We start from the raw sequence: 16,286 nt of genomic DNA, 5'->3' as shown, positions 1-16,286 counted from the left end.
GACACGCGCAAACGGATGCAGCGATTAGAAAATAAATCGGCAAGGGCGCACACTGTGGCCCCCGCACTACCAGAGGAGAGATTGACGATGACCGGTGTTCACAAGTCTGCTCAACAGGGATTCTCTACCCAGGCCGTTACGTACGCTCAAGGCCGGCCGGACTACCCACGACAACTCACGGGCTGGCTCACCGACGCACTGCAGATCAACCCGCACTCCACGGTCATCGACCTGGGCGCCGGCACCGGCAAGTTCACCCGGCTGCTCAGCAGCGTGGCGCCAACGTTGATCGCGGTCGAGCCGGTAGAGGCGATGGGCGCGCAGTTGAAGAAACAGCTGCCCGATGTGCGCCTGCTGTCAGGCACCGCCGAGGCCATTCCTCTTGAAGCGGCCACTGCCGATGCGCTGGTGTGCGCCCAGGCGTTCCACTGGTTCTCCACGCACGCCGCGCTGGCGGAAATTCACCGGGTGCTGAAGCCGGATGGCCGTCTGGGCTTGATCTGGAACGTGCGGGACGAATCCGTGGACTGGGTCGCGGCGATCACCGAAATCATCACGCCCTACGAGGGCGACACCCCGCGTTTTCACACCGGGCGTTGGCGCGAGGCGTTCACCGGCGAGTATTTTTCCGCCCCCGAAATGACCTGCTTCCCTTACAGCCATGTCGGCAGCCCCCAGGAAGTGATCATGGATCGCTTCCTTTCGGTGAGCTTTATCGCCGCATTGCCGCCGGCGGAAAAGGCGCTTGTCACTGAGCAGTTGCAGTCGCTGATCAACACGCATCCAGCGTTGCGCGGCCGTGAGACGGTGGCATTCCCGTACCAGACTCAGGCCTATCGCAGCCAGCGGCTGACAGGAAAGGAATAAAGTCAGATCGTTTTGATATAAGTGGTTATAAGAAAAATCGCTATGCTGCGGCCAGAATTTTATAAGGCCGCAGGTAGTGGTAATGGATGTAGGTAATTTTGGTTTCTCGATTGCTGGCCTGATAGTTGGATTTATCGTGGGAATGACCGGTGTAGGCGGTGGCTCGTTGATGACGCCGATCCTGCTGTGGTTCGGCATCAACCCGGCCACCGCCGTGGGCACCGACCTGTTGTACGCCGCCATCACCAAGTCCGGTGGGGTGCTGGTTCACAGCAAGAATCGCAACATCGACTGGACCATCACCGGCTGGCTGACCCTGGGCAGTGTGCCTGCCGTGTTGCTGACCTTGTGGTTCCTCAAGAGCCTGGACACTGATCCCGCCGCCCTGAACGCGGTGATCAAGCAGTCCCTGGGCGTGGTGTTGCTGCTGACGGCCACGGCAATCCTGTTCAAGAACAAGCTGTTGGCCTTCGCCCAGCGGCATGCCGGCGACGACTACAAGATGGCGCCGCGCAACCTCAATGCACTGACCATCATCACCGGCGCGATCCTCGGCACCATGGTGGCCCTGACCTCCATCGGCGCCGGCGCCCTGGGCACCGTGGCGCTGTTTATCCTGTACCCGTTCCTGGCCACCAAGCGCCTGGTGGGCACGGAAATCGCCCACGCCGTGCCGCTGACCCTGGTCGCGGGCCTCGGCCACGCGAGCATGGGCAACATGGACTGGACGCTGCTGGGCTTCCTGTTGCTGGGATCGCTGCCGGGGATTTATGTCGGCAGCCACATGGCCGGCAAGGTTCCGGACGGGATACTGCGTCCTTGCCTGGCGTTCATGCTGGTGATGATTGGCTTCAAGCTGACGTTTTAACGCGCCGGGCCATTGCCGATCTGCCACACAAACGGCGGCTCGGTGCCGTTGATCACCCAGTCGCCAACGATTCGCGCCTTGTAGATCACCGGGTTGTGGGACGACACCGTGCGGGCGTTGCGCCAGTGCCGGTCGAGGGCTTTGCCCTGGCGCACATTTGAGGCGCCCAGCGCGTTGAACAGCTCAGTGGTGGCGCGCTGGATCAGTTCCGAGACCACCACCTGCGCCGTGGCTGATTCGATTTCAGCGGCCACATTGGCTTCGCGCTCCACCGCGTCATCCCCGCCGAACCTTGCCACGTAAGCCCGTTGCGCCGGGAGGGTAGCCTTCAGTGCACTGGCTTCGGCGGCATACACCAGCGCCGCGACTTCACCCACCACCTGCTGAATTTGCGCATCCTGGCTCACATGGGCCGCATTGCCGTGGCTGTAGATGCGCTTGCGGCTGCGCACCTGATGCGCCACATCCTTGAGGGCCGCGCGGCCGATGCCGGCCAGGGTGGCGAGCAGCACCAGTTGATAAAACGCGGTCTGGTATTTGAAGCGGGTGGCAAAGTCTATGACGTTTTCAGCCTCCACGACCGCATCGGTAAAGCGTGAGGTGCCGCTGCCGGTGGTGCGCTGGCCAAAGCCGTCCCAGTCATCGCTTTGCACCACGCCTGGCTGATGGGTGCGGGTGGCAGCAATCACGTCGCCGCCGGTGTCGCTGCGTTGGGCGTACACGTCGATCCAGTCGGAAAACAGGCTGCCGGTGCTATAGAATTTTTCACCGTTGAGTTTCCATTTATCGCCGTCCGGACTGACCTTGGTGACGACATCGCCGATGGCCACGCTGCCGATTTCGGTCCAGGCACAGCCGACGATGTCGCCGTCGACAAAGCGCTTGAACCAGATGTCCCGCGCCGCGCCGGGTGCGGCGTTCAGGCGGTCTTCGGCAAACGCGAAATGCCCGCGCAGGGCCTGGGGCACGTTGGAGTCGGCTTCGGCCAGTTCGATCAGCAGTTCAAACAACTGCGGCAGCGAGGCACCACCGCCGCCGTATTCCACCGGCACACGCACGGCACCGAAGCCGGCTTGCTTGAGCCACTGGATGGGCTCATGGGGCAGTGCGCGGGTGTGTTCGCGCTCTACGACACCCTCGGCGATGCGCTGGAAAATCGGCCGGAAGCGCTCGGCCAAGGCTTGATAATCGACGCCGGTGGACAGCGGATTGATCACGTGATGTTCGGTCATGGGGACGGTTCCTGGGCAGTGAGATAGGTGAGCTATTGCACGGTCCATGCCGGGCGCGAAGGCGCGTATTTACGGGGCGGGTGCCGATTCAACTGTTGGCCCTGCAACAGCAAATCGACAAACCGCTGCAATCGGTGACAGCTCGGAGCAGGCTGCTTTTCGTCTGTTTCCGGGCTCGGAGGCCTGTCGCGCGGGCCTCTCACGGTCACTGGCACACTTGCTGCTCCACACCTCGTACATGCCAATCCGCGAGGTACAGTCCAATGAGTCAGCAAGCCGTCAAATTTGCCTACTGGGTGCCCAACGTCAGCGGAGGGCTGGTGGTCAGCAAGATCGAACAGCGCACCCATTGGGGCATCGACTACAACCGCAAGCTGGCGCAACTGGCCGAAGAAGCCGGCTTTGAATACGCCCTCACGCAGATTCGTTTCACTGCCGGTTACGGCGCCGAATACCAGCATGAGTCCGTCGCGTTCAGCCATGCGTTGCTGGCGGCCACCACCAAACTCAAGGTGATTGCCGCGATCCTGCCTGGCCCATGGCAACCGGCCCTGGCGGCCAAGCAATTGGCAACCATCGACCAACTCACCAATGGCCGCGTTGCGGTGAATATCGTCAGCGGCTGGTTCAAGGGCGAGTTCCAGGCCATTGGCGAACACTGGCTGGAGCACGACGAGCGTTATCGGCGTTCCGAGGAATTCATCCGCGCCCTGAAAGGCATCTGGACCCAGGACAATTTCACCTTCAAGGGCGACTTCTACCGGTTCAACAACTACAGCCTCAAACCCAAACCTCTGGGCGAACCGCACCCGGAAATCTTCCAGGGCGGCAGTTCGCGGGCGGCGCGGGACATGGCGGCGCGGGTGTCGGATTGGTACTTCACCAATGGCAACACCCCGGAAGGCATCAAGGCCCAGGTCGATGATATTCGTGCCAAGGCGGCAGCCAACAATCACTCGGTGAAAGTCGGCGTCAACGCGTTTGTGATCGCCCGTGACACCGAGGAAGAAGCCCGCGCCGTGCTCGCGCAAATCATCGAGCAGGCCGACCCGGAAGCCGTGAATGCGTTTGGCGACGCGGCGAAACAGGCAGGCAAGGCTTCACCGGAAGGCGAGGGCAACTGGGCCAAGTCCACCTTTGAAGACCTGGTGCAATACAACGACGGCTTCAAGACCAACCTGATCGGCACCCCGCAACAGATCGCCGAGCGCATCGTCGCCTTGAAGGCCGTGGGCGTGGACCTGGTACTGGCCGGCTTCCTGCACTTCCAGGAAGAAGTCGAGTACTTCGGCCAGCGCGTGCTGCCGCTGGTGCGCGAACTGGAAGCCAAGGCCGGGATCAGGCAAGTCGCCTGAACACCACCACCGCCGCGCGCAATTTGCTGTTGCCGAAACGGCACATTCGCTCGAACTCCCCATGGCTGACCGGCAAATGCTGGCAGTCCATGGGGTGGCGATGCTGGCTGTGGTCGACGTCCGGGTCGTGCAGGTACACAAAGTCTTCGTCGCAGTCGGTGACGATCACCCAGTGGGGCGACTTGGAGCGGGTCAGCCGGTAGCTGCTGATCAGCACCAGCGGTTGCCCGCCGTCGCGCAGCACCTGGGGCAAATCCAGCGGGCCGCCGAGCACTTGCTCAACATCACTCAATGCCAACTCTTCCTCGAAGGCCTCATGCACCAGGCGCATGACGTCTTTTTTATGCTGGTCGCGAACACCATCGAGAAATAACGGCCCGCGCACATTCACCTGCATGCGCACCCGAAAGCCCCGGCGCCAGGCGGCCAGTGCCAGGCCTTGCGGGCTGCAACCGCCATGGCCTGCGGTCATGAATACGGTGGTTGCCTCGCGCCAGATCTGCAGTTCTTCGCGGCGCTGGGCCACACGCGCAGGTTCCAGGGCGCCCATGGCCATCAGCAGGCTCGCGGCGCCACAGGTGAAGTCGGTGGTCTGCTGGTAATAGGGCACGCTCAAGGCCCGCGCGTCCTGGTGCTGGAGGATGCGTTTTTCCAGGCGCAGGGCAGGGGCGTGGTCTTCGTAATAGTCGTTGATCAAGGCAAAGCGCCGGTAGCCATTGCGCTCGTACAGGGCAATGGCGCCGGGGTTGTCGGTGCGCACCTCCAGGCGCAGGTAGGCGCAGTCATGTTCCACGGCGCAAGCTTCAATGCGCGTCAGCAATTGCTTGCCCAACCCCAGGCCGCGTGAGGACTCGGCGATGGCGATGGAATACAGGCGCGCCAGGGAGGTGCCCCGGTGGAACAGCACCAGGGCGTAGCCGAGCAAATCGCCGTGTTTTTCCGCCACCAACAGGTGCCCGTGGGCGCGGCTGACCATCCACTGGAAGCTGCGGGTGGAGAGCCGATCCGTGGTGAAACAGTGCTGTTCCAATGCCACCAATGCAGGCACGTCATCGGGTGTTGCAACGCGAAAGGAAAGAGCCATGTGACCGCCGTAAAAGTTGCGTAACGAAACGGGACTTCTCTAAAAGATCGTGCTTAATAGAAAAGGTCTAGTTCTCTAAAGCGGATCAATCAATATGTCAGCGGTACAAGGTCATTGGCGTGAAGTATCCGAGCAAACAGTGGCGGCGACAATAACTTCCAGCGGTTATTTTTCCAGCCCTCCCAAGAGTGCAAGTCAAGTCGTGATCATTGTCGAACGCAAGGAAGACTGGGCGTCGTACTTCCCCAGCGAAGACATCGTCACCGCCCAGGAATACCTTGAGCAAACCCGGGAAAACGAGACGGGCAAGCGGGTGCAGGTGATCAACCTGTGCCGCAGCTACAAGTACCTCGGCCACGGCTACTACTGCTCGCTGCTGGCCGAGGCGCGGGGGCACAAGGTGATTCCGTCGGTGCGCACCATCAGCGAACTGACCAGGAAATCCCTCTACGGCCTGGCCCTGGATGACCTGGATAAAACCCTCGATAAAGCCTTGAGTCATCATCTCTACAGCAACACCGAAGGCTTTACCCTGACACTTTATTTTGGCCGAACCAATATTGAACCCTTGCAGGATTTGGCCCGCCAGTTGTTTGAAGCGTTTCCCTGTCCGATCCTGTTAGTTGAGTTCCGCAAGAATAACGGCTGGCACATCGAAGGCATAAAATCCGGCGTGCTGCATAAGTTGCGTGATGACCAGGAAGATCAATTTGCGAATGCGCTGGATAACTTCAGCCGCAAGATCTGGCGTCAACCGCGCTCCCGACGATTGGCCCGCTATGACCTGGCAATCCTGCACGATCCGCAGGAACAATTGCCGCCGTCCAACGCCCGCGCCCTGGAAAATTTCGTGCGGGTTGGCAAGGGGCTGGGCATCGATGTGGAACTGATCGAGCGCAAGGACTACGCCCGACTGGCCGAATACGACGCCTTGCTGATCCGCGAGACCACCAGCGTTGACAACCACACCTACCGCTTCGCCAAAAAGGCCGAGAGCGAAGGGCTGGTGGTGATGGACGACCCGGCGTCGATCCTGCGCTGCACCAACAAGGTCTACCTCACCGACCTGCTCAAAAGCCACCAACTGGGCATGCCCGCCACGGAAATTCTCTACAAGGAGCGACCCGAAGATTTCGAACGGGTGGGCGAGCGCCTCGGCTTCCCGCTGGTGCTGAAGATCCCCGACGGGTGTTTCTCTCGCGGGGTGATCAAGGTCGAAAGCCAGCAAGCGCTGCTGACCGCCACCGCCGAACTGTTCGAACATTCCGTGTTGTTGCTGGCCCAGGAATTTTTCTACACCGAGTACGACTGGCGCATCGGCGTTCTCAACCGCAAACCGATCTTTGCCTGCCAGTACTTCATGTCCAAGGGCCATTGGCAGATCTACAACCACAAGGCCATCGGCCAGGACATCAACGGCGAATGCCGCACCCTGGCGGTCCACGAGGCGCCCAAGGCCGTGGTGGAACTGGCGGTCAAAACCGCCAACCTGATCGGCGACGGCCTGTACGGCGTGGACCTCAAGCAATCCGGCGACAAAGTGGTGGTGATCGAGGTCAACGACAACCCCAACATGGACGCCGGCATCGAAGACGCCTACCTGCAAGACGATTTGTATTCCCTGGTACTGGAGGAGTTTGTGCGACGCCTGGAGCTGAAGCGTCAAGGCCAGGTGTGGTGACGCGCGATGATGCAGCGCTTTGAATTAGCCGATGGCAAGTTGTACAACAGCCTGGGGGATGACGCGAATGTACTGCTGTTCAGCAATCCGGACCCCCACGAGCGCAAGTACCTGCGCGACTGCTACAAGCTCGATGAACATGCCCTGGCCTCGGCGCTGGACCCGGACGAAGTGTCCCGCATCGAGTTCCACCCCGATAACCTGTTCCTGATCTGGAAGCGCCCGGAGAACTACTCCGGCGGCGGCAACCTGGTGTTTGAAGTGTCGTCCTGCGGCTTGCTGTTTTCCGGGGACCAACTGCTGGTGATCGCCACCGACGACAGCCAGCTTTCCGGGCTGGGGGCGCGCCGGCCATTGCGCACGCCGCTGGATGTGTTGCTGGACCTGCTGCTCAACAACATCCATCACTACCTGGGCCACCTCAAGGTGATCAAGATGGTCGCCCGGGAATTGCAGCAGCAGTTCAACGCGTCGATGAGCAACCGCCATCTGATGCAAATGTTCAACCTCAGCGAAAGCCTGATCTATTACATCAACGCCCTGCACAGCAACGGCGCGGTACTGACGCGTCTGCGCAACCATGGGGAGAAGGAACATTTCAGCGCTGAAACACTGGGCCTGATCGATGACCTGATCATCGAGAACAACCAGTGCTACAAGCAGGCGGAGATTTACTCCAACGTGTTCTCCGGGCTGATCGATGCCCGGGGCAACCTGATGAACAACAGCATGAATAACCTGCTGCGCAAGCTGACGTTGATCAACGTGGTGTTCCTGCCGTTGAACCTGATCGCCAGCGTGGGCGGGATGTCGGAGTTCAGCATGATGACGGCGGGCACGCCGTGGTGGATTTCGTATCCGTTGTTTATGGCGGCGATGGGCTTGGGGGCGGGGCTGATGGTGTTGGGGTTGAAGCGGATTGCGGGGAATGGCGACAAGGCGGTGTGACTCTATTCGGGAAGTTATTTGTGGTGAGGGGGCTTGTCCCCCGTTGGGCTGCGCAGCAGCCCCGTAAATCGGGAGCGCTGCGCACTCCAACGGGGGACAAGCCCCCTCACCACAATGGCCCATCTGCCCAAGGTCAGGTGTCAGCCGAATTTTGCAACGTCAACACCTCAAATCCGTCCCGCGTCACCGCCACGGTATGTTCCCACTGCGCCGACAAGCTGTTATCCCGCGTCACCACCGTCCAGCCATCCTTCAAGCTGCGCACCTTGGCGCTGCCCTGGTTGAGCATCGGCTCAATGGTAAACACCATGCCTTCGCGCAGTTCCATCCCGGTACCGGGGCGGCCGAAGTGCAGGATCTGCGGGTCTTCGTGCATCTCGCGGCCAATGCCGTGCCCGCAGTATTCGCGCACCACGCTGTAGCCGTTGCTCTGGGCATGGCTCTGGATGGCGTAGCCGATATCCCCCAGGCGTGCGCCGGGCTTGACCTGGCGGATGCCGGCCCACATGGCTTCAAAGGTCATTTCCACCAGGCGCCGGGCCTTGGGCGCGACGTTGCCAATCATGTACATCTTGCTGGAGTCGGCGATATAGCCGCCTTTTTCCAGGGTTATGTCGATGTTGACGATATCGCCGTCCTTGAGCAGGTCCTTGGCACTCGGCATGCCGTGGCACACTACCTCGTTGATCGAGGTGTTGATGCAGAAGGGGTAGTCGTACTGGCCCAGACTCGCCGGCCGCGACTGCAGGTCGTTACGAATGAAGGCTTCCACGGCGCTGTCGATCTCAAGCGTCGACTGGCCGGCGGCGACATAGCCATCGAGCAGGGTGAATACCTTGGCCAACAGGCGGCCGGCTTCGCGCATGAGCACGAGTTGGTCGGCGGTCTTGATCATTGGCTGCGCCCCCGGATCAGGTCTGGCTTGTCCAGCAGCAGTTTGTTGATCAGGTCGTTATAGGCGAGGTGCGGATTGAGTTCCGCTAGCAGGCCGATCTTGATCCAGAACTCGGCCTGAGCGTTGATGGAGCGGTCCATGGTGGCGCTGGCCAGGCGGAGTTGTTCGTGCAATTGGTCGGTGATCTTGACTATGCCCATGAGCTTCACTGTGCAGGGTGGATATACAAATCGTATACGTTTCGTATGCTTCGAGTAAAGCCTGGCGTTTCGCCATTGACTTGCCCGGTGGCCCCGGTTAATTTTGATTCATGACATTTCAAACCTTTCGTTGCCAGCCAAGCATTATTACCGCCATTCCTCATTTGGCGGGATAGCGCACGGCTGTACCCAAACCCGCCCTAGAGGCGGGTTTTGTTTTTCCGTCTCCAGGGCCCTGTAAACACCCAGGAGACATCCATGAGTACCCGCCCGGCGCGCCACACCCACGACTCGGGGCTGCTTGAGCACTACGTGAAGAAGATCCTCGCTGCCCCGGTCTACGACCTGGCGGTGCGCACGCCGTTGCAGGCGGCGCCAGCGCTGTCGGCGCTGCTGGGCAATCAGATCCTGCTCAAGCGTGAGGACCTGCAACCGACCTTTTCCTTCAAGATTCGCGGCGCCTACAACAAGCTGGTGCAACTCAGCGCCGAGCAGAAAGCCCGGGGTGTGGTCACCGCCTCGGCAGGCAATCATGCCCAGGGAGTCGCGCTGGCGGCACGGGAACTGGGGATCAAGGCGACCATCGTCATGCCGTGCAGCACCCCGGAGCTGAAAGTACTGGGTGTGCGTTCCCGAGGCGGCGAGGCGGTGTTGCACGGGGAAAGTTTTCCCTTTGCGTTGGCCCATGCGTTGCAGTTGGCTGAGGCCACGGGCAGCACCTTTGTCTCGCCATTTGACGACCCGGAGGTGATTGCCGGGCAGGGCACCGTGGCCATGGAAATATTGCGCCAGCAGCAGGGCGCGCTGGACGCGATCTTTGTTCCGGTGGGCGGTGGCGGCCTGATCGCGGGCATCGCCGCCTACGTCAAATACCTGCGCCCGGAAGTGCGCATCATCGGTGTCGAGCCCGAAGGCTCCAGTTGCCTGCTGGCGGCCTTGCGTGCCGGCGAGCGTGTGGTGTTGCCGAGTGTCGACAGCTTTGCCGATGGCACCGCCGTCGCCCAGATGGGCGCCTACGGTTTTGAAATCTGTCGGCACCACGTTGATGAGGTGATCACCGTCAGCAATGACGAACTGTGCGGCGCCATCAAGCTGATCTACGACGATACCCGCTCGATCACCGAGCCTTCCGGCGCGCTGGCCGTGGCCGGTATCTGCAAGCATGTCGCGAAGACCGGTATCCAGGGCCAAACATGGGTGGCGATCAATTCGGGAGCCAATATCAACTTCGATAGTTTGCGACATGTTGCAGAACGAGTGGCGGCGCAGGCGGGTTAAACGTTTAACCTAACGAATGTTTAATTGAGTGCTGGTCACTCGTTTGGATAGCCCTTTAAAAGGCAGGCGAAAGTGCGGTGCAGGCACTTATAAGTCGCAGCCTTTCAATTTGCATGAAACCCAATGGAGCTTCTTGCAGGATGCATGAAACGGCGGGATGTTTTTTATCCGCAAGCCGTGATCTTGCTGGGACGCAACCGGGTGCGCCCGGCGGCATGTTTAATGCTTAATAAGATCTTGTTACAACTCTGAATGAGCAACACATACGGCCACTGACACCTCGAACGGATGGGTTAATGGCGGTCTGCCACGTAACTTATATAAGTAACGCTGTCGCTTATGAGGAAAGGATCCAACGCGTTTCGAACGAGCCTAGTAGGCTGGGTAAGTGAAGCCGCCTTCCAGGGCTGGTAAGGCGCAAAAGGCGAACGTGTCACCGCGGACGCCGGCAGTAGGAATATTGATAACAATCGATTGGCAATCTCATAAAAGGAGAGGTCGGCCATGCTTTCGGATCTGGAACTACGCGGCATTATTGAAGGAAGTTTCCTGCCTAAACGTTGTGAAGTCACCAAGGCCTCAGACGCCTCGCTGACGGTCAAGGTTTATCACGAGATCGACCATGACCGGGTAGACCTAGTGGTCACCGGCATTTGCGCCAACAAGCTCGACAGCAGTCGGGCGATCTGCAACTTGATTACCGAGTTGCGCGAAGACCTCAAACACACCCATACCCCGGCACTCAAGAGAGCCGGAGCGCGTCCCTTCTATTAAATAAACGCACGGCCGAGTTTCAGTCAGTGAAGACTTGCGGGCCTGGATAAACGCCAGGCCCACTATTGGCTGCCTCTGGCTCAGTTCTGGAAGTCACAGGCTTCCGACATTTTGCGATAGCTCACGTCCTGGACTTTCCCGGCACTGTCCAGGTACTTGATATCAGCGTTGATCACTTTGCAGACATTGGTATCGGTTTCGTGCATGGCAAGTACCTTCTGCACATCCATCTTCTCGCCGTAGTGATAGGGCGTGATGACAGGGGCTGTATCAGCCTGCGCCATCCCCGTTACAGCTGTCAGGGCAAAGGCGCCACCGAGCATTAACGTACGCAGTTTCATGGTGTTTCTCCGCAAGTCGTTCGCGAGCCTATCAACGTGACAAGCCGCGGCCGCCCTGGGCAACGGCCGGAGCCGTGCGAGTGCGGTCGATTCAACTCTCGTCCCGGCGGATTAACCATGGATTAATTGAGGCTTTACTGACAAAAGCTTCATCTTCTATACGTTAGCCATGTCGCTCCATTAACCGGAAAAGTCTGATACGAGCCGGTTAATCCCTCTTGCTACCGTCGCCACCGGGTCCATCAATCGGATGGCGTTGGCATCAGGTGGAGTAGGGTTTGCAAAAGAAAATCGCAGCAGAGTTTTTGGGTACGTTCTGGCTGACGTTCGGTGGCTGTGGCAGCGCGATACTCGCCGCGGCGTTTCCGGAGTTGGGTATTGGTTTTGCCGGTGTGGCCCTGGCCTTTGGCCTTACGGTGCTGACCATGGCATACGCGGTGGGCGGCATTTCGGGCGCGCACTTCAACCCGGCGGTGACCATCGGCCTGTGGGTCGGCCGCCGCGTGCCGGGCGTCGATGTGGTGCCGTACATCATTGCCCAGGTCGCGGGCGCAATTGTCGCTGCCGCCGTGTTGGCGCTGATTGCCAGCGGTCGGCCAGGCTTCGAAATAGGCGCTTTCGCCGCCAACGGTTATGGCCAGTTGAGCCCGGGGCAATACAGCTTGCTGGCTGCGCTGGTGGTTGAGGCAGTGGCGACGTTCTTTTTTGTGTTCATCATCATGCGCGTCACCGGTCCCGGTTCGGCTGCGGGGTTTGCGCCGATTGCGATTGGCCTGACCCTGACCCTGATCCACCTGGTGGCCATTCCTGTGACCAACACCTCGGTCAACCCGGCACGCAGCACCGGGCCGGCGTTGTTTGCCGGGGGCGAGTACGTCATGCAGTTGTGGATGTTCTGGGTCGCTCCTATCGTCGGGGCTGTGGTGGGTGCCATCGTGGCCCGGGCAGTGACCTGCCCGAAAGAGTCCACCCCTACCAACTGACCCGCACCCCGGCATTGCCGCTGACGCCTTCAAACGCATTGCTGTCCAGTTGGGTGTTGTAGTCCGCCGCCAGGTACACGCTGACGGTGGACGACAACTTGGCGACAACCCCTACGCCCAGGTCGGCAGTGGATGACTTGTGATCGGTTTTAATCCGGTCGACATCGTCGTAGGTCACCGTGTCGCTGCCGCCAAAGGTGCGCCAGGCGTTGACTCGCAGATACGGCTCGATGGGGGTGTTCTGCACCAGGTAACGCCCCTTCAGGCGTGCACCCAGGCGGCCGGTCCAGTAGTCCTGGGAGTCGAATGAGACCTTGGAAATGCCGTCGTGCTGGTTGTCCATATCAATGTGTTGGTTGATCACCTGCACCTGCGGTTCCACCACCCAGTGATCGGACACGGCAATGGGATAACCGGCCTCGGCCGACAACGCCAGTGCATGGCCCTTGTTGTCGATCTTCACGTCACGCTCGGATTTGCTGTCACCGTCAAAGCGCGTGCCCATGGCGACCAGATCCACGTACCAGCCTTTGGGGTCTGTCAGAGTCCAGTAGGCACCGAAGTTATCGCCATCCAGCTTCACTCGTCCGGAGCGGGTGTCTTCAAACCCCATCGCGAAGCCTTTGATGTCACCTTGCAGGCGGCTTTGGCCGATGAACAGGCCGAAGCGTTGAGTCTGGCCGCCGCTGGTCTCGGAGGCGTAGAGGTCATGGCCCACCTGATAGCCTTTGATGGAACCGTCGAAACTCGGCGACACCGTGCCGGTCCAGCTTTTGTTGAAGTCACTGCCATAGGCGCGGCCCCAGCCTGCGGGTACGGCTCCGGTCTCGCCGAGCAGGCTCTGTTCGCCCTGGCGGTCATGGAAGGTGCCCAGGGCTTGCAGCGTCATTAATTGAGCGGCCGGGACGACGACCGAGTACACCGGCACTTCGAGGCGATACAGCGGGATCGCCTCGGCACCGGCGATGGCGGTGGGCAACACCGGATTGCTCGCCGCCGACTCGGGCGAGTTGGCCGCCGCGACCTGGCTGGGCGGCGGAGCAGGGGGCTCGACCGGCGCAACAGGCTGTGATGTCGGCGGTTCGACGGGGGGTTCATCCGGGGCAACCACCGGCGGCACGGGCGGGATGGGAGGCACCGGCACCACCACCGGAGGCGTCGGCGGTACCGGGGGAACCGCCGGTGGTTGCACGGCGACCACTGACGAGCGCAGGTACCAGTTGTTTTCCGTGCCTGCGGTGACGCCACCCTTGAACAGCAGGTATTCATAGGCCCCGGCCGACACCGAGCCTTTCAGGGCAAAGGCGTCGGTGCTGCTGGTGGCGCCGTTGAGGGCCTGCACCACCTCGATCCCGTTGTTTTGCGTGAGGCCGCCCAGGCCTCCCAGGTTGCTCACGGTCATTTGCGTATGGCCGCTGATGGTCCCGTCAGACACCACCAGCTTGTCGCTGGCGGAGCTGTCGTCACCGAGCACCGACTGCAGCCACAGCTGGCCATTGTTGCCGACGTAATTGCCATACACCGTCAACGTATCCGTGGCGCTGTTGCTGCGGCTGGTCATGTCGAGCGTGCCAGCGTTATTGAGGGTCGCCAGCGCGCCTGCGGTGTAGGGGCGGATACTGCCTTGGGTCACGCCCAGCGTGCTGCTGCCGTCAATATTGAACGTGCCGGTATTGCTGGCACTGTCGCCGAGGAAAAAGTCCCCGGCGAGGTCAAACCGCGAGTTGTTGTTGAGGTTCACCGTCTCCCAACCGATATAACGCGCGGCGGTGCTGGACGTGGTGTTGTCGAAGGTCAACTGGTCGTTGCCCAGGCCGCCGTCAATCGAGGGCGTGGTGCCGAGCAGGGTTTCGTTGAGGCCACTGAGCAGGGCGGTGTCGTTGCCATCGCCCATCAACACGGCCGATTTGATCTGGCCGCCATTGACCCAATTGAAGGTGTCATTGCCGACACTGGCGCGGATCTCGCCATTGATCACGCCGCCACTCACGCTAATGCTGTCATCACCGCCGCTGGTACTGACATTGCCGCCAATGGATCCGCCGGAAACAATGATGGTGTCGGTGCCGAAACCGGTCACCAGGTTGCCGAGGATCGCCCCGCCGGACATGTCATAAATGTTGTTGTCCAGCTTCATGTCGACCCGGCCGATGGTGCCACCGGTCTGTTGCGCGACGTCGCCGTCTTCAAACGCGCCGACGATGGTGCCGCCGCTCATGAAAAAGGTGTCACGGCCATCGCCCTGGGCAAGAGACTGGATCTGCCCGCCACTCATCACGAAATCGTCGATGCCGGCGCCTTGCTGGACCGCGCCGGTAATCAGCCCCGAGCGGATTTGCACCGCGTCCCGGCCTGCGCCAAAGGTGACGCCGCCATTGATGGTGCCGGAGCCGCCTGCCGGCAGAATCAGGGTGTTGTTGCCCAGCAGGTCGGTGAGGCCGGCGCTGCTGCCGCTGTCGCAGGTATAGGTGTCGTTGCCCGGGCCCGGGGTGAGCACGCAAGCCGCGTGGGCTTGTTGGGGCGTGATGTAATGCAGTGAGAGGATGCCGACAGTCAAAACGGCGCGATTGCGAAAGGTCCGTCTATTGCCCATGGATCTGTCCTGCTTTTGTTATAAAAACTGCACGTGCCTTTCGGTCTAGTACAGTTTTTGACACAGTGCAGATTTTTTGGACCGGTGGCAGCAGGGCTGAAAGCCACGTAATACGTGGCTTTCATGATGGCACATTGGTTTTTGCGGGACGCTTTTCAGTCCAGCTGATGACGGTAGGGCAAGTCCGGGCCGGTCTTGCTGCAGGTCAGCGCCGCCGCGCGGATGGCGAAGGTGAGCATGCCGCTGATCTGCTCGCGGGACAGCTGTTGCAGGCCCTCGACGGAGTCCAGTTGGTGTTCCGTGAGCCAGGCAATCAAGGCAGCCTGGAAAGTGTCCCCGGCCCCTACGGTATCGGCCATCACCACCTTGATGGCGGGCGCGGACCAACTGCCATGCTGACGGCTGAACACGGTTGCGCCGTCGCCGCCACGGGTCAGAAACACCAACTGGCAACGGTGCTGCAACCAGCCTTGCAGAATGCTTTCCGGTGCCTGGCCAGGGTAGAGCAGGTGCAGGTCTTCATCGCTGACCTTGATCAGGTCGGCGTGCTTGACCAACTCGGCCACCCGCTCGCGCCACAGCTCAATGTTCGGCTGCGGGTTAAGGCGCACGTTGGGGTCGAGGCTGATCAGGCGCTTGCCACTTTCCCGGCGGACCAGGGCCAGCAAGGTGTCGCCAATCGGCTGCACCACCAGTGAGAACGACCCGATGTGCACGCCACGCACCTCGTCGCCCAGAACCGGCAGGTGTTCAAGTTGCAGCTGGCGGTCGGCGCAATCCTCACCGCGAAAGCTGTACTGGGGTGAGCCATTGGCCCCCACGGCGACCATTGCCAGGGTGGTGGGCGCGGCGAACTCCAGCAGGAAATCCTCGCGCACGCCTTCGTCCTTCAGCACTTGCAACAGGCGTCGGCCCAGGTAGTCGTCGGAGATACCGGCGAAAAAGCCCGCATCGATGCCCAGGCGACGCAAACCGACGGCAACGTTGAACGGCGAGCCGCCAGCGATTGCCTTGTAATTGACCCTCGACGCCTTGCCGCTGGCATCGTCCTCGCTGAAAAAATCAAACAGCGCTTCGCCACATACCAAATACATATTCGTTCGCTCTTAAAGGGATGCCACGTGCTGTTGATAACGCTCATAAGCTTGCTGGTAGGCGCTGACGCTGCCGGCATCCGGCAGCGTACG

General features: G+C 60.7%; 14 protein-coding genes and 1 pseudogene. 8 read left to right on the top strand and 7 right to left on the bottom strand.

The window, feature by feature from the left end:
* Window positions 1-87: 87 nt before the first annotated feature.
* Entirely contained in the window at window positions 88-867 is a 780-nt protein-coding gene (locus MUM_RS0110380) for a class I SAM-dependent methyltransferase (protein ID WP_010169648.1), read from the top strand.
* A gap of 82 nt (window positions 868-949) precedes the next feature.
* Entirely contained in the window at window positions 950-1,735 is a 786-nt protein-coding gene (locus MUM_RS0110375) for a sulfite exporter TauE/SafE family protein (protein WP_010169647.1), read from the top strand.
* On the opposite strand, the gene MUM_RS0110370 is transcribed toward MUM_RS0110375, so the two are convergent.
* Entirely contained in the window at window positions 1,732-2,967 is a 1,236-nt protein-coding gene (locus MUM_RS0110370) for an acyl-CoA dehydrogenase family protein (RefSeq protein WP_010169646.1), read from the bottom strand. The two genes, MUM_RS0110375 and MUM_RS0110370, sit on opposite strands and share 4 nt — an antisense overlap.
* Window positions 2,968-3,230: 263 nt before the next feature.
* On the opposite strand from MUM_RS0110370, the gene sfnG reads away from it, so the two are divergent.
* On the top strand, window positions 3,231-4,322 hold the full coding sequence (gene sfnG, locus MUM_RS0110365) for a dimethylsulfone monooxygenase SfnG (RefSeq protein WP_010169645.1): 1,092 nt from the start codon (window positions 3,231-3,233) through the stop codon (window positions 4,320-4,322).
* Here sfnG and MUM_RS0110360 read toward each other — a convergent pair.
* Window positions 4,306-5,406, bottom strand: a complete 1,101-nt coding sequence (locus tag MUM_RS0110360) for a GNAT family N-acetyltransferase/peptidase C39 family protein (protein WP_010169644.1) — start codon at window positions 5,404-5,406, stop codon at window positions 4,306-4,308. The genes sfnG and MUM_RS0110360 overlap by 17 nt on opposite strands.
* 94 nt (window positions 5,407-5,500) lie before the next feature.
* Between MUM_RS0110360 and MUM_RS0110355 the strand changes: the two genes are divergently transcribed.
* Window positions 5,501-7,087 carry a RimK family protein gene (locus MUM_RS0110355; protein WP_010169643.1) on the top strand — a complete coding sequence of 529 codons (1,587 nt, stop codon included), beginning with the start codon at window positions 5,501-5,503 and terminating at the stop codon, window positions 7,085-7,087.
* 6 nt (window positions 7,088-7,093) lie between these two features.
* Window positions 7,094-8,035 carry a magnesium transporter CorA family protein gene (locus tag MUM_RS0110350; protein WP_010169642.1) on the top strand — a complete coding sequence of 314 codons (942 nt, stop codon included), beginning with the start codon at window positions 7,094-7,096 and terminating at the stop codon, window positions 8,033-8,035.
* A gap of 133 nt (window positions 8,036-8,168) precedes the next feature.
* Here the strand turns inward: MUM_RS0110350 and map are convergent, their stop codons facing one another.
* Window positions 8,169-8,930, bottom strand: coding sequence for a type I methionyl aminopeptidase (gene map, locus MUM_RS0110345; RefSeq protein WP_010169640.1), 762 nt, complete (start codon window positions 8,928-8,930; stop codon window positions 8,169-8,171).
* Window positions 8,927-9,130, bottom strand: a complete 204-nt coding sequence (locus MUM_RS0110340) for a ParD-like family protein (protein ID WP_010169638.1) — start codon at window positions 9,128-9,130, stop codon at window positions 8,927-8,929. Before MUM_RS0110340 ends, map begins: the two co-directional genes overlap by 4 nt.
* 258 nt (window positions 9,131-9,388) lie before the next feature.
* Here MUM_RS0110340 and ilvA point away from each other — a divergent pair.
* Window positions 9,389-10,387, top strand: a pseudogene (gene ilvA / locus MUM_RS01000000132485) (threonine ammonia-lyase, biosynthetic); the annotation flags it as partial.
* Between the two features lie 525 nt (window positions 10,388-10,912).
* The gene (locus tag MUM_RS0110330) at window positions 10,913-11,182 is read left to right on the top strand and encodes a DUF1652 domain-containing protein (RefSeq protein ID WP_010169634.1); all 270 of its coding nucleotides are present in this window, start codon (window positions 10,913-10,915) and stop codon (window positions 11,180-11,182) included.
* 80 nt (window positions 11,183-11,262) lie between these two features.
* Here the strand turns inward: MUM_RS0110330 and MUM_RS0110325 are convergent, their stop codons facing one another.
* Window positions 11,263-11,523 (bottom strand): DUF2790 domain-containing protein, encoded by a 261-nt coding sequence (locus MUM_RS0110325; protein ID WP_010169633.1) that lies wholly within the window; start codon window positions 11,521-11,523, stop codon window positions 11,263-11,265.
* A 278-nt stretch (window positions 11,524-11,801) separates the two neighbouring features.
* Between MUM_RS0110325 and aqpZ the strand changes: the two genes are divergently transcribed.
* Window positions 11,802-12,506 (top strand): aquaporin Z, encoded by a 705-nt coding sequence (gene aqpZ / locus MUM_RS0110320; RefSeq protein WP_010169631.1) that lies wholly within the window; start codon window positions 11,802-11,804, stop codon window positions 12,504-12,506.
* Here the strand turns inward: aqpZ and MUM_RS0110315 are convergent.
* On the bottom strand, window positions 12,496-15,099 hold the full coding sequence (locus tag MUM_RS0110315; protein WP_010169629.1) for an autotransporter family protein: 2,604 nt from the start codon (window positions 15,097-15,099) through the stop codon (window positions 12,496-12,498). The genes aqpZ and MUM_RS0110315 overlap by 11 nt on opposite strands.
* A 155-nt stretch (window positions 15,100-15,254) precedes the next feature.
* On the bottom strand, window positions 15,255-16,193 hold the full coding sequence (locus tag MUM_RS0110310; RefSeq protein WP_010169625.1) for a carbohydrate kinase family protein: 939 nt from the start codon (window positions 16,191-16,193) through the stop codon (window positions 15,255-15,257).
* Between the last annotated feature and the right edge of the window lie 93 nt (window positions 16,194-16,286).

This window comes from Pseudomonas sp. PAMC 25886, from assembly GCF_000242655.1.
Taxonomy (GTDB): Bacteria; Pseudomonadota; Gammaproteobacteria; order Pseudomonadales; family Pseudomonadaceae; genus Aquipseudomonas.
This window is presented reverse-complemented; position numbering and strand designations above follow the sequence as displayed.

Coding starts and splice junctions, on each gene's coding strand:
- MUM_RS0110380 (WP_010169648.1), top strand. CDS start 88: ATGACCGGTGTTCACAAGTCTGCTCAACAGGGATTCTCTACCCAGGCC.
- MUM_RS0110375 (WP_010169647.1), top strand. CDS start 950: ATGGATGTAGGTAATTTTGGTTTCTCGATTGCTGGCCTGATAGTTGGA.
- MUM_RS0110370 (WP_010169646.1), bottom strand. CDS start 2,967: ATGACCGAACATCACGTGATCAATCCGCTGTCCACCGGCGTCGATTAT.
- sfnG (WP_010169645.1), top strand. CDS start 3,231: ATGAGTCAGCAAGCCGTCAAATTTGCCTACTGGGTGCCCAACGTCAGC.
- MUM_RS0110360 (WP_010169644.1), bottom strand. CDS start 5,406: ATGGCTCTTTCCTTTCGCGTTGCAACACCCGATGACGTGCCTGCATTG.
- MUM_RS0110355 (WP_010169643.1), top strand. CDS start 5,501: ATGTCAGCGGTACAAGGTCATTGGCGTGAAGTATCCGAGCAAACAGTG.
- MUM_RS0110350 (WP_010169642.1), top strand. CDS start 7,094: ATGATGCAGCGCTTTGAATTAGCCGATGGCAAGTTGTACAACAGCCTG.
- map (WP_010169640.1), bottom strand. CDS start 8,930: ATGATCAAGACCGCCGACCAACTCGTGCTCATGCGCGAAGCCGGCCGC.
- MUM_RS0110340 (WP_010169638.1), bottom strand. CDS start 9,130: ATGGGCATAGTCAAGATCACCGACCAATTGCACGAACAACTCCGCCTG.
- MUM_RS0110330 (WP_010169634.1), top strand. CDS start 10,913: ATGCTTTCGGATCTGGAACTACGCGGCATTATTGAAGGAAGTTTCCTG.
- MUM_RS0110325 (WP_010169633.1), bottom strand. CDS start 11,523: ATGAAACTGCGTACGTTAATGCTCGGTGGCGCCTTTGCCCTGACAGCT.
- MUM_RS0110315 (WP_010169629.1), bottom strand. CDS start 15,099: ATGGGCAATAGACGGACCTTTCGCAATCGCGCCGTTTTGACTGTCGGC.
- MUM_RS0110310 (WP_010169625.1), bottom strand. CDS start 16,193: ATGTATTTGGTATGTGGCGAAGCGCTGTTTGATTTTTTCAGCGAGGAC.